The following is a 13,517-nucleotide window of genomic DNA, read 5'->3' on the forward strand; positions in this document are numbered from 1 at the left end:
AAGAGGGCTGGATCAGAGATTATAGGTGGAGGAAGCCGTTTTGCCGCCGTGGCCGGTCCAGTCGGTATGGAAGAATTCGCCTCGGGGACGGTCGATGCGTTCATAGGTATGGGCACCGAAATAATCCCGTTGCGCCTGCAGCAAGTTGGCCGGCAAACGCTCGCTGCGGTAGCCGTCGTAATAAGCCAGACCGGAAGCCATGGCCGGAGTCGGGATGCCCAGTTCAACCCCCAGCATCACGGCCTTGCGCCAGCCCGCCTCGGCCTTTTCCATCGCCTCGATAAAGAAATCGGCCAGCAAAAGGTTTTTCAGTTCGGGATTGGTATCGTAAGCCTGCTTGATGTCGTTCAAGAACCGGCTGCGAATGATGCAGCCTCCGCGCCACATCAGCGCAATCTCGCCGTAATTGAGGGAAAACCCGTATTCTTCCGAAGCCTCGCGCATCAGCCGGAAACCCTGGGCGTAAGAAATGATTTTCGCCGCATACAAGGCATCGCGTATGGCGTCGATCATGGCTTTCCTGTCGCCGTTAAACTGCCGCGGCGGTTTCGGCAACAGTCCGGCCGCCCTGACCCGTTCTTCCTTTTGTGCGGAAAGACAGCGGGCGAAGACCGCTTCCCCGATCAGCGTCAGGGGAATGCCCAGTTCCAGGGCATTGATGCCGGTCCATTTGCCGGTGCCCTTCTGGCCGGCCGTATCCAGAATTTTTTCCAGAAGTGGCTGCCCGTTTTCATCCCGATACGCCAGAATATTGGCGGTGATTTCGATCAGATAGGAACTCAACACGCCCAGGTTCCATTCGGCGAAGATGTCGTGCATTTCGTCGGCGGAAAGCTTCAGTCCTTCCGACAGCAAGTGATAGGCTTCCGAGATCAACTGCATGTCGCCGTATTCGATGCCGTTGTGCACCATTTTAACGTAATGTCCGGCGCCGTTGTCGCCGACCCACTCGCAACAGGGATGCCCGCCGACCTTGGCGCTGATTGCCTGCAATATCGGCTTGACGGTGGTCCAGGCCGCCTTGTCGCCTCCGGGCATGATGGACGGCCCGTGCCTGGCGCCCTCTTCGCCGCCAGAGACGCCCGCGCCGATGTAATGGATGCTTTTTTCTTGCAAGGATTGAGTACGGCGGGTCGTGTCGGTAAACAGCGAATTGCCGCCGTCGATGATAATATCCCCCGGCGATAACAGCGGCAGCAATTTGCCGATGTACTGGTCGACCACTTCTCCCGCCTTGACCATCAGCATGACGATGCGCGGCGACTCCAGACTGTCGACCAGTTCTTCCAGCGAATGCGTCCCCATGACTTGAGTGTTTTTCGCCGGCCCCGCCAGAAACTCGTCCACGGTGCTGAGAGTGCGGTTATAAACGGCCACCCGGAAACCGTGGTCGTTCATGTTGAGGACCAGGTTCTGCCCCATGACGGCCAGCCCTATCAGACCGATATTTGCTTTCATATTCGCCTCCGCGGTAAATGTGGCTATCGACTGCCGAAAATTCTAACATGTAGTCGGCGGGCCGCGCCGAAAAATGCGCGGCATGGCCTTTTTAGCCGGCAATGTTTCCACGCATTTGCAGCCGGGCCTGTATCATCGAAAAAATCACGACCGCCAGCAAAGCCGCGAGAGAAAGCTCCAGCATCAGAAATGCCGCGATCTTGAAATAAGCAAACAAGGGATGCGCGAACCGGACCAGCCAGCCTCCGGCCTCGTCCGCAATCGCGGAAACATAGGTAGCGGCGCTCAGCCAGATTTTCAGCCGAACCGAAAAATCGGTCATCAGCATCAGATGAGTCAGCGTGACGATCAGCATGCCCATCGAAAACAGGTGAAAATGGGATACTTCCAGCATGCCTTCGTAGCTGCGCGGCGGCACGAACTGCTCTTCCGAGCCCAGATAATACAGTTTTACCGAGTCGGCGGTCAGATCCATGCGGTGGAAGTACATGAGGCCGTTGCTGACCCACAGTAGCAGGATATAGCCCAAAAACATCAGCACCAGCGCATTTAACAACGATTTGCGGTGCTGCTCGCCGGTAACAAAATAACGCATGTTTATTCGCTCTTGCCTTTGACCATAATCTGATACATTGCCATGACCTTGCGGACACTGCTGAGACCCGCGCGCGTGCTTAACGTTGCACCGCTGATGCCGTCCACGCCTTTATTGAAATCCATGTCCTGGAGCGGGCGCTTGTAAAGTTGTTCGAACCAGCGCTCCGGCGGCATGTATTCGGGCGGTTCATGAAAAGCCAGCGTATGGACACTGCGAAGCTCGCCTTCAGGTGTCAGCACGATCATCAAGGTTTCCGGCTTAGTCCGGACCGTAATCGATTCGATCGCCGCGTAACCGAGAATCCTGCCCTGGTCTTTGCCCACATAAAACGTAAACATCGCCGAGTCCAGCTTGACCTTGGCCAGTTCCTGGATTTTTGCGATTTGCTGATCGTCGGGAAACAAAGACAGCAATTCAACCTGCTTGCCCTGACCGAAGGCCAGCTCCAGAGCCTCGCTCTTGCTGTAAAAAATTTTGGCCTGGCTTGGCGCCGTACCGGCCAGAAATAATACGGTAAAAAGAAAAAAGCCGCATGGCCGGATGATTTTCAAAATGCTCTCCATAAGATGATAAGGCCCGAACGTGGTGTCTTGAAATAGGCGGCTTTCGCCTCCGGCAGAATCCCGTGCACGGCGAGAAATCCGGTGGAAAAAATCGGGCGGCGGCTTCTACCCGGTTTCCGTCGCCCGCGCTATATGACCGCTCGGCTATATCATACTATAGATGACCGCATCCTCAGGCTAGAAAATAAAGCCCAGGCCCAGGTTGAAATCGTCCGGCAGATCGCCCGCTTTCGACGTAAAGTTGCGATAATCGGCCTTGATGACGACGTTCGGGATCGGCTTATACTGCAAGCCGAACTGATATATCCACCGCTCCATCGAGCTATCGTCGGACCATCCCGTAGGAGCGGTCGCGATTGTGTCAAATTGTTCATAGCGGAAGAACGGCGCAAGATATTGGGCCGTATCCTCGAACATCAAAGGCAGAACGTCGTAACCGACTTCGGTATACCAGCCATAGTTGCTGCTGCCGATCGTCTCTTGCTTGGCTTCGCTCAACACACCGGCATCGCCTATATGACCCCATGAACCCAGCGCCCTGAATTCCAGCCCTCGGTATTTCCATTGCACATGTCCCTCGTAGAGCTGAGTAAACACGTCAACCTGCTGCCCGGCATACAACTGATTCTGACCGGAATTACCGAGATAGGCCGAACCGCCGAACGAAAGTCCCGGCACCCAGTCAGGGGCATAGTCCATACGACCGACGAACGCCAAATCTTCGGCCTTCGCTTGGCTTCCGCCTTGCCGGCCTTCGCGGATACCACTGGATTCAAAACCTTCCGCATTGAGACCGTTGACCACGTAAGTGGTATAAGTCAGGTTAGGCGCCAACTCGCCAAACATGCCGACGCCGATTTCTCTCCAGGTGCTTGGAATGATTTGGCGCTCGACTTCGGGGCGATTATTGCCGAAAAAGAACGGTGGTTCATGAATCTGGTTGATGAAGCCCATCGGCAGCAGCACCATACCCGCGCGGACGTTGGCCATCCTGTGAATGAAGAAATCCAGCGCCGCAAACTCGACCGAAACCTCGCCTTTTTCCTCACTGCCTTCGCCCGTAGTGCCATGCTCGTACTCGATTTCACTGTTAAAGAGAATGTGGTCGTTAAATTTATAGCCCAGATACATGACCATACGCTCAAGATCGGCATTATCCTTCTTGCCATTTTTTTCGTTATCGATGGACATAGGCTGTTCATTGCCGACGATCGCCTGATAATTGGCCTCGCCGTAGCCGCCGATCGACAATCCCTTGCCGACCTGATAGACCTTGGAGGCCGCAGGACCCAAGCCATAAGCGCTTTTGTATTTGGGTTCCTCGGGAATGACCAGATTGGTGCGCAGTTTTTCCACTTCCTGGCTCAATACGTCGGTCTTGCGCTCCAGCGTTTTGACATTGCTTTGAGGAGCCGCCGCTTGCTGACTTTGCGCCGCGGTCATGGCCGCCTTCATCTCATCGATCTGCTTTTGCTGCGCTTCGATAATTTTCCACATCTCTTCCATCGTCTGCGGTTTTTCCAACGCACCGGCCGAGCTCGCCACGGCCATCAGCGCCGGCAGGATGCTGCTTTTCAGCAGCTTTTTATTGCTGTTCATTTGCTTAAGTCCCCCATTTATTAAGAATAATTTATTTTTATTATAGTCTTAATATTTTTATTGTTGCAAATGATTCTTGTTTAGATAGAGATTACTATCTAGTCGTCCCTGATTAATTCATAAGAAATTGATTAATATCATATAAATGGATATTTATGAGGTCAAAAATTGCAAGAAAATGTTAAAATGGGTTTTATTTTCTTGCAAATTTTCACCGAAAAATGAAGCCCAAACGTCCTCAGGAAGTTGTGCAAAATGACCTTTTCAAAACTCGCCTGGACGAGTTTTTGAACCCGAAACATGAACTTTATCGATTGGCCAGCAAAATAGACTGGGCTCGGCTGGACGAAGAATTCGGCCCGTTTTTTGAAGCAGAACAAGGCGCCCCGGCGTTGTCGACCCGTTTGATCGCCGGATTGCATTATCTGAAACATGCGGAAGGTTTATCGGATGAAGCGGTCGTTAAACGCTGGGTTGAAAACGGTTATTGGCAGTACTTTTGTGGCGAAACCTTTTTTCAGCATGAGGTTCCCTGTCATCCGACCTCGCTGACGAAATGGCGGCAACGGATCGGTGAAGCCGGCTGTGAGTGGCTGTTGTTATTGACGATCGAGGCGGGCGTCGCTACCCGGACCGTGAAGAAACGAGATTTTCAATCGGTCACCGTCGATACTACCGTTCAGGAAAAAGCGGTTGGCTTTCCGACGGACGGCAAGTTGTACGAAAAATGCCGTCGGGAGCTGGTCAAGCTGGCTGGACAACACGGGCTGCCCCTGCGACAGAACTACAATAAAAAGGCACCGCTGCTGTTAGTGCAATCGCATCGTTATCATCATGCCAAGCAAATGAAGCGTAAGCAAAAAGCCCTGAAGCAACTGAAAACCCTGGTCGGTCGTGTTTATCGGGATATCCTGCGGCAACTGCCGCAACAGGAGCTGGCCGCGCAAAGGGGGCTTCAGGACGCCCTGGCCAAAACCCAGCGGATACTGAATCAGAAACACACCGACAAAAACAAACTCTACAGCTTTCATGCACCGGAAGTGGAATGCATCAGTAAAGGGAAAGCACACAAAAAATACGAGTTCGGCGTCAAAGTCGGCATCACGGTGACCAATAAAAGTAATTTCGTGCTGGGCGCCAGGAGCTTTCCCGGCAATCCTTATGACGGCGATACCTTGTACTCCTGCCTGGAACAAGCTGAAATCCTGAGCGGTACCCGAGCCAAAGAAGCTTTTGTGGATTTGGGCTATCGGGGGCGAGAAATACCCGGTGTCACCCTGTACAAGTCAAGGCAAAAACGGGGAGTCCATACCCGACGGTTGAAAACCGCGTTAAAACGGCGCAATGCCATCGAGCCGGTGATTGGACACATGAAGAACGATGGCTTGCTGAGCAGAAATTACCTGAAAGGCCAACTCGGTGATGCCATGAATGCCGTTCTCTGCGCCGCTGGACACAACATGCGTTTAATCCTCAGGCGGTTGAGGATTTTTTGGCCGGAAATCGGGGAAGCCATCTGCCGGTTTTTACAAAATAAAACGGTTCAGGAATCTGTTTATGTTTCCTAATGAGCTGTTTTTTTCAAAAAAATGACTTTTTCAGGGACGACTATCTATCTGTGAGACATCCGTTCCGACTTTTCTCTTTCTAGAGCATTTTCAGTTTATATGTCCGGATTACCGCGGTAGAGACGAACTCATTCCCCCTTATACGCGATATGAAAATATTTTAACCTTCCGATGCAGCGAAAATCGGCGATCAGCCGAATCGAACCCACCGCTCTCTGCGGCAGACGATCCGGTGACGTGTTTTAATTCAAGTACCGGCTTAATTTTCTTTGGGAGACGACAGGCGATGTCCGCTTGCCTTGCGGGCCGGGCGAAAACCGCCTGAAGATTTTGGCGCGGAACGTCGCCCGGTGCATTCGGCAACGGCCTCATGCGAAAGGAAAATGTCGGAAATATCGGTTCAGCGGGGTAAATGCAGGGTTTTTTTCTTGAGCGCCAGCGCGGCCTCATAGAGACTTTCGGAGAGCGTGGGATGGGCATGAATGGTTCGGGCCAAGTCCTCGCTGCTGGCGGAAAATTCCATCGCCAACACGGCTTCGGCAATCAGTTCGGAAGCGCGTTCGCCAATGATATGCACGCCCAGTATCTTGTCCGAGTCCCGGTGCGCGATAATTTTGACCAGCCCCTCACTCTTACCCATGGCCAAGGCTCTGGAAGAGGCATGAAACGGAAAAACTCCGACTTTGATCGGCTCGCCCAGCGCTCTTAACGTTTGCTCGGTTTGGCCGACCCAGGCGATTTCCGGATCGGTATAAACGACGCTGGGCAGCAGGTCGTAATTGATCGGCGAGTGAATCCCGGCAATTTGTTCGGCAACGAACACGCCTTCTTCGATGCCTTTATGAGCCAGCATCGGTCCGAGCAAAGTCAAATCGCCGATGGCATAAACGCCGGGCAGATTGGTTCGACAGTTTTCGTCGACGTGCACATAACCCGATTCATCGAGCAGCAAATTGGCCTCGGGCGCCGCCAGATTTTCGGAGTTGGGTTTCCTGCCGGTGGCGACGATCAGCTTGTCCACGCGCAACACGTGCGTACCTTCGTGATCCTGGTATTCTATGACAACCTTTTTATTGCTTTTCTTCGCCGAAATGACCCGCGCGCCAAGCCGCAGCTCCAGACCTTGCTCGGTAAATAACCGATAGGCTTCCCGCGAAATCTGCTGGTCCGGCAACGATAAAAACGTTTCCTGCGCTTCGAGCAATACCGTTTCAGAGCCCAATCGATTCCATATGCCGGCGATTTCAAGGCCTTTGATGCCGGCCCCGATGATCGCCAGACGCCTGGGCACTTCTTCGAGATTCAAAGCGGCGCCGGTATCGATGATAGAGTCGTTGTCGATGGCGGCGCAAGGCAGCTCAATGGGAGAAGATCCCGCCGCCAGAATGATGAACTCGGCTTTCAGCAGATAAGGCTCGGCCTGGTCCACCGGAAAAACCGCTACCTGCTTTGCCGCCTGTAGTTTGGCCCGCGCATGAATCGTGTCGATCTTGTGATGTTTGAACAGATTGACAATTTTGCTGTTGATGTCATCGATGATGGCGTCTTTCCGGCGAATCATCTGGCCGACGTCCAGATCCACGGTATCGGCGACGATGCCGTGCTCGGCGCCGTTATGGATAAACGCATGATAAAGCTTCGCCGATTCGAGCAAGGCCATTGAAGCCACGCAGCCGGCGTTGAGATAAGAACCGCCCAGATTGAGCCGGCCCTGTTTATTTCTCCAGTTATCGATGCAGGCCGTTTTCAACCCAAGCTGGGCGGAACGGATGGCGCTGATGTAACCGGCGGGACCCGCTCCAATTACGATGACGTCGTAATGTTTCTGTTTTTTCGGCATGAGTTAGATGTTAAGAAGTAGGTGAGCAGGCGCTTCCAGGCATTCTTTAATGGTCACTAAAAACTGCACGGCTTCCCGTCCATCGACCAGCCGATGATCGTAGGACAAGGCCAGATACATGATCGGCCGGATCACGATCTGGCCGTTTTCCACCACGGGCCGTTCCTTGATCGCATGCATTCCCAAAATGGCGCACTGCGGCGGATTCAGTATCGGGGTCGACAGCATCGATCCGAATACGCCGCCGTTGGTAATGGTAAACGTTCCGCCCTGGAGATCTTCGTAGCTCAAGGTTCCGGAACGGGCTTTCTCGCCGAAATCGGAGATGCTTTTTTCAATGCCGGCAAAATCCAGTTGATCCGCGTCGTGCAATACCGGCACGATCAGCCCGCGCGGCGTACTGACGGCGATGCCTATGTCGTAGTAACCGTGATAGATGATGTCGTTGCCGTCGATGGAGGCATTGATCGCCGGGAAACGCTTCAATGCTTCGATCGAGGCTTTGACAAAAAAGGACATGAAACCCAACTTCACGTTATGTTTCTGTTCGAACCGGTTTTTATACTGATTGCGCAAATCGATGACGCTTTGCATGTTGACTTCGTTGAAAGTGGTCAGCATGGCCGCGTTCTGCTGGGCCTGGAGCAGGCGTTCTGCGACTTTCGCCCGAAGTCTCGTCATCGCCACGCGCTGCTCGGGCCGAAGGTTTGACGGGTGTCCTGCGGGCTCGCCCGGAGCGGACGGCGGCTGCCGGGCTTCAGCCTCCTGAGCCTTGTTTTCGTCGGGAGGAGCAGCCTGTTTCTTGAGATGGTCCAACACGTCGGTCTTGGTAATGCGTCCGCTTTTTCCGGTGCCGGTGATCAACGACGGATCGATGGTTTTTTCGTGAACGAGACGCCGTACCGAGGGACTCAAAGGCCGGTCCGATTCCTTGCTCTCGGACGCTTGGGCTTCGGCCGGTTTACTGCCTTCTTTGGACGGCTCTGCCGTGGCCTGAGTATCTATTAAAGCCAGTAATTCGCCCCCGGTAACGATCGAGCCGTTCTCCTTCCGGATCTCGGTGAGCACGCCCGATTCCGGAGCGGGCACCTCGAGCACCACCTTATCGGTTTCAAGATCGACCAGATTCTCGTTTTTAGTCACCCTGTCGCCTGCCTTCTTATGCCAGGCAACGAGAGTGGCGTCAGCAACGGATTCGGGGAGAGTGGGGACTAAGACTTCAGTGTTCATGTTATTTTCCTGAAAATTTGCCGTATAAAGCCGATTCAACAACCGCTTTTTGTTGTTCGAGGTGGACGTGGAAGTTGCCTACCGCAGGCGCCGCGGAAGCCTCGCGCCCGCTGTAGTTCACTTTGATGTTATGAGGCGCCAGATTGTCGATGAAATGATGATTGGACTGATACCAGGCGCCTTGATTCTTAGGCTCCTCCTGGCACCAGACGAACTCTTCCAGTTTCGGATAGCGCGCTATTTCCGCCCTGAACAATTCCGTCGGGAACGGGTAGAGCTGTTCAATGCGGGCGATCGCGACATGCCGAAGATTGTCCTGGCGGCGCGCCTCCAGAAGATCGTAGTAGACTTTGCCGGCACAGAAAACCAATCGGGTCACTTCCGCAGGATTGATCTCGTCCTGCTCCCCGATGACGGGCTGGAACTGGCCGGCCGTCAGATCTTCCAGGGTCGAAACCGCCAGCTTGTGACGCAGCAAGCTTTTGGGGCTCATCACAATCAGAGGTTTTCGGTAGGGTCTGAGCAACTGGCGGCGCAGCAAATGGAAAATCTGGGCCGGCGTCGTCGGGCAGCATACCTGCATGTTATGTTCCGCGCACAGTTGCAGATAGCGCTCCAGGCGGGCGGAGGAATGTTCGGGACCCTGCCCTTCGAAACCGTGCGGCAGCAGCATGACCAAGCCGCATAGCCGCCCCCATTTGGTCTCTCCGGAGCTGATGAACTGGTCGATCACCACCTGAGCGCCGTTGGCGAAATCGCCGAACTGCGCTTCCCAGATCACCAGGGTATTGGGCATTGTGGTGCTGTAGCCGTATTCGAAACCCAGCACGCCCGCTTCCGACAGCAGAGAGTCGTAAATCTGCATGCGTCCCTGGTCTTTATCCAGATGGGTGAGCGGTATATACGTTCTGTTGTCGATCTGGTTGTGCAGAATGCCATGGCGGTGCACGAAAGTGCCGCGCCCTACGTCCTGCCCGGTCAGCCGGACTTGGTATTGCTCCATCAGCAAGGTGGCATAAGCCATGTTTTCGGCAAATCCCCAATCCAAGGGCAAAGCCCCCGCCGCCATTTTCCGGCGATTGTCCATGACCTTGGCCACTCTCGGATGCAGCTCGAAACCGGGCGGCAAGCGCTGCATGCGGTCGTTGCAAAAACGGATCCGGTCCAGGGATACGGCGGTCTTGCAGGAAATATCCCAGGATCTGCCGTGAAATTGGTTCCATTGATGAGTATAGGAATAATGGGCGTCGGTCGCCATCGGCCTGGAGACGACTTCCCCGGCCTCCAACAATTTCTGGTAGTCTTGCTCCATGGCGGCCGCTTCTTCGGCGGTAACGACGCCTTCTTCGATCAGCTTTTCCGCATATAATTTCCGCGTCGTCTTGAGCTTGCGGATTTTTTTATACATGATAGGCTGGGTGGCGGCCGGCTCGTCCGCTTCATTATGGCCGAGCCGGCGGTAGCAGATCAGATCGATAACCACGTCCTTGTTGAAATTCATCCGGTAGTCGAGCGCCAGCTTGGTGACGAAGATGACCGCTTCCGGATCGTCGCCGTTGACGTGAAAGACGGGCGCTTGAATCATGCTGGCGATGTCGGTGCAATACAGCGTGGAACGCGCGTCCAGAGGATTGCTGGTGGTAAAGCCGATCTGGTTGTTGATGACGATGTGGATCGTGCCGCCGGTAGTGAACGCACGAGTTTGCGACATGTTCAACGTTTCCATGACGACGCCTTGTCCGGAAAAAGCGGCGTCGCCGTGGATTAATACCGGGATGACCGTATTGATGCCGTTCTTTCCGGCCCGGTCCTGACGCGCTTTTACCGAGCCTTCCACTACCGGATTGATGATTTCCAGATGGGAAGGATTGAACGCCAGGGTAAGATGAACCGGCCCTCCCGGCGTAGCCACGTCGGAAGAGAAGCCCATGTGATATTTCACGTCGCCGGAGCTGACGCCGGGCGACAGCAGCGAAGTGCCGGCAAACTCGTCGAACAGTGTCGCCGGGCTTTTGCCCAATATGTTGACCAGCACGTTCAGGCGGCCCCGATGCGCCATGCCGATGACGATTTCATTGACTCCCTTGTCTCCTCCGCCGAGAACGATCTCGTCCAGGATGGGAATCAGGGAATCTCCGCCTTCCAGGGAAAAGCGTTTTTGTCCGACAAACCGGTTGTGCAAGTGCACTTCGATGCCTTCCGCAGCGGTCAGCAGTTTTAATAGGCTGCGTTTTTTTTCGGGATCCAGATTGAGTTGAGCCCGGTTGTTTTCCATGCGATTGATCAGCCAGCGCCGGATGTGCGTATCGACGATGTGCATGTATTCGGAACCGATACTGCCGCAATAGATTTCTTTTAACCGGGCAATAATGTCGCGTAAAGGCAGCCGGTCTTCGCCAAAGAGCATGCCGGTGTCGAACAACGTATCCATATCCGGTTCCGACAATCCGTAAAAGGCCGGATCCATGTCGGGCTGGGCGGGAATGGTGCTGCCCAGCGGATTGTTATGGGCAATTTGATGACCCCGGACACGGTACTGATTGATGAGCCTGGCGACCGCTGCCTGTTTTTTTACGCTTTCTTCGGTAAATCCCTGCAATTGGGCGAGCCTGCCTTGGGATTTAACCGCGAGCTGCGCGAATCGTTCCACGATGGGACTGTGGGGAGTTTCGTAAGTGGCGCCGTTATGAATTTCCAGGAATTTTTTTTGCCAACTGGGCTCGACGGATTCGGGATCCTGCAGAAACCGTTCGTACAGGTTTTCGACGAACCAGGCATTGCTGCCGTATAAAGAGGAAGAGTCTTGAAAAAGCTTAAGCAGGTCACTCATAATCGACGTCCCAAAAAATCTGCAAGTATTTTGGCTTTATATTACTTTCTAAGTGATATATTACCAAGCTATAACGCATTATCTCCCAATGGAATCGCCGGCCGGCCCGGCGGGTTCTTTCATTTCAGTGGGGCACTGCCGTAATCTGTTATTATAAGGTATTGATTTTTGCTTAATCTCGGCAAGCCGGATTTACCGACAGGAGATCGTTGACTCACCAGGATAAGTGAGTACGGCGTTTTCCTTAGAACAAGAAGTATTCCGACAGCAAACGCGGTCACAACGTTTCACCTAAGAATAGGATTTATTACAAAATGGCGAACAAAAAACAAATTGTAATCAAAGTAAAATACCCCTCGTCCGAAGGCCAGACTCAAGATACCCCTTCCTCTCCCGAAATAATAACAGAATGGAATGTCAAGCGGATAGTATCGGCCTTTGCCGTCATTGTCCTTCTTCTTTCGCTGGTTCTTTACTTTACGGTTTCGGACGATGACAGTGTGGACATGCCTTCATCGCTCTCCGAAAATCAACCCGACCCGGAAATCAAGCAAGAGGCCGCTCCCGAACAGGCAAAAGCGGCCGGGACCGAGGAAAGATCCTTGAGCGATTCCGTTCCTAATGATAGGCCATCAAGTCCGCCATTACCAATCAATCCACCCGAAGCAGGCAAAAAATCTACCCCGGCGGAAACGGCAGCAGTCGGGGAAAAAGCCGTTCAGAAAACGGCGGCAACCGCCTCCGCAGTATCTGAAAAAAAGCCATCGACGATACCTAAAAAACGCAGCCAGGAACGGGTCGCAAGATCTTTTCTGGCGCATAAAATCGTTAACAAGGAGCCGGTCCATATAGTCAACTCCACAGTTAAAATCGGCAAGACCAAAGCCGTATGGATCAATTATTTTACGGAGCTCAAAGGAATGAATAATAAAGCGGTTTATCATGAGTGGCTAAGCAAGGGCAAAGTCACTTACAGGCAAAGATTCAACATCGCTTCCAACCGATGGCGGGCCGCCAGCCGCAAGCTATTCAATGCCGGGTCCGCTGGGGTCTGGCTGGTTAGAACGGTTGATACGAAAGGTCGCTTGCTCGATCAGAAGGAATTCAAAATTATTCAGGAACGTTAGTTCCGTCGAATAAGACGAGGCACTTGCCGGCAATAGATAATGCTTTATTACCGTGAAAACCTATTTTCATTCTGAGGAATGAAAACCGCTTTTTCATGATCGTTAAATTAATTATTATATGAACCGGCTTCCTTTTTATCCTAGAAACAATCCGGCAATATAAACCATACTATAGATATTAATCGCTTGAAAACAACGAAGTTTAAATTAAAGCGGCGCCTCGTCAAGCCGGTTATTATAATCTTTGCCGTTTGCAATTAATAAATAATACCGCCTATCAATCAATGCTGATATAATATCTTTATTTTAATGGCAGGTAATATCTATATGACAGATTATAAAAATCTTTCCGAAAATGAATTACAGGCGGTTATCGAATCCGCCGAGAAAGCGCTAAGGTTGAAACAGGCCAATAAACGAAAGGAAGTCCTTGCCCAAATCAGGGAACTTGCAGCATCGATAGACGTTACCGTCGAAATTGTCGAACACGACAAGAAATCCGTCCGCAAAGGCGTCAAAGTGCCCGTCAAATACCGCCATCCTGAAGATCCCGATAAAACTTGGACAGGCCGCGGAGTAACGCCTAAATGGATGCGCGCCTTGTTGAATGCCGGACACGATTTATCCGAATTCGAGGTGTAATTGCAATCGGCAGGGATTCCCTGCTTTGCACGGAAGCAGGTTCAGTTTTTTCCTCCATTTCA

At 52.8% G+C, this 13,517-nt stretch carries 10 protein-coding genes; 3 read left to right on the forward strand and 7 right to left on the reverse strand.

Features of this window, described 5'->3' with window-relative positions; translation table 11 throughout:
* Positions 1 to 12: 12 nt before the first annotated feature.
* From gnd to A3OW_RS0114810, 4 genes are all read right to left on the reverse strand, one after another.
* Positions 13 to 1,458 (reverse strand): decarboxylating NADP(+)-dependent phosphogluconate dehydrogenase, encoded by a 1,446-nt coding sequence (gene gnd / locus A3OW_RS0114795; protein ID WP_020564226.1) that lies wholly within the window; start codon positions 1,456 to 1,458, stop codon positions 13 to 15.
* A gap of 91 nt (positions 1,459 to 1,549) precedes the next feature.
* Positions 1,550 to 2,053: a hypothetical protein gene (locus A3OW_RS0114800; RefSeq protein ID WP_020564227.1), complete on the reverse strand. Its 504-nt coding sequence runs from the start codon at positions 2,051 to 2,053 to the stop codon at positions 1,550 to 1,552.
* A gap of 2 nt (positions 2,054 to 2,055) precedes the next feature.
* Positions 2,056 to 2,607, reverse strand: a complete 552-nt coding sequence (locus tag A3OW_RS0114805; protein WP_232422390.1) for an FMN-binding protein — start codon at positions 2,605 to 2,607, stop codon at positions 2,056 to 2,058.
* A 189-nt stretch (positions 2,608 to 2,796) separates the two neighbouring features.
* Entirely contained in the window at positions 2,797 to 4,218 is a 1,422-nt protein-coding gene (locus tag A3OW_RS0114810; protein WP_020564229.1) for a hypothetical protein, read from the reverse strand.
* A 221-nt stretch (positions 4,219 to 4,439) separates the two neighbouring features.
* Here A3OW_RS0114810 and A3OW_RS0114815 point away from each other — a divergent pair, with 221 nt between their 5' ends.
* Complete coding sequence (locus tag A3OW_RS0114815) at positions 4,440 to 5,786, forward strand: IS5 family transposase (RefSeq protein ID WP_020562940.1); 1,347 nt, start codon at positions 4,440 to 4,442, stop codon at positions 5,784 to 5,786.
* A gap of 400 nt (positions 5,787 to 6,186) precedes the next feature.
* On the opposite strand, the gene lpdA is transcribed toward A3OW_RS0114815, so the two are convergent.
* From lpdA to A3OW_RS0114830, 3 genes are read right to left on the reverse strand one after another with little or no spacing between them, the layout of a single operon-like run.
* Positions 6,187 to 7,626, reverse strand: a complete 1,440-nt coding sequence (gene lpdA / locus A3OW_RS0114820; protein WP_020564230.1) for a dihydrolipoyl dehydrogenase — start codon at positions 7,624 to 7,626, stop codon at positions 6,187 to 6,189.
* A gap of 3 nt (positions 7,627 to 7,629) precedes the next feature.
* Positions 7,630 to 8,856, reverse strand: coding sequence for a 2-oxoglutarate dehydrogenase complex dihydrolipoyllysine-residue succinyltransferase (gene odhB / locus A3OW_RS0114825; RefSeq protein WP_020564231.1), 1,227 nt, complete (start codon positions 8,854 to 8,856; stop codon positions 7,630 to 7,632).
* A 1-nt stretch (position 8,857) separates the two neighbouring features.
* Positions 8,858 to 11,686 carry a 2-oxoglutarate dehydrogenase E1 component gene (locus tag A3OW_RS0114830; RefSeq protein ID WP_020564232.1) on the reverse strand — a complete coding sequence of 943 codons (2,829 nt, stop codon included), beginning with the start codon at positions 11,684 to 11,686 and terminating at the stop codon, positions 8,858 to 8,860.
* Between the two features lie 602 nt (positions 11,687 to 12,288).
* Here A3OW_RS0114830 and A3OW_RS27920 point away from each other — a divergent pair.
* Together A3OW_RS27920 and A3OW_RS0114840 are read left to right on the forward strand one after the other, a co-directional pair.
* On the forward strand, positions 12,289 to 12,813 hold the full coding sequence (locus A3OW_RS27920; RefSeq protein WP_157385910.1) for a DUF2914 domain-containing protein: 525 nt from the start codon (positions 12,289 to 12,291) through the stop codon (positions 12,811 to 12,813).
* Between the two features lie 327 nt (positions 12,814 to 13,140).
* Positions 13,141 to 13,455 (forward strand): H-NS histone family protein, encoded by a 315-nt coding sequence (locus tag A3OW_RS0114840; protein WP_020564234.1) that lies wholly within the window; start codon positions 13,141 to 13,143, stop codon positions 13,453 to 13,455.
* Positions 13,456 to 13,517 lie beyond the last annotated feature (62 nt).

Source organism: Methylosarcina fibrata AML-C10, assembly GCF_000372865.1.
Taxonomy (GTDB): domain Bacteria; phylum Pseudomonadota; class Gammaproteobacteria; order Methylococcales; family Methylomonadaceae; genus Methylosarcina; species Methylosarcina fibrata.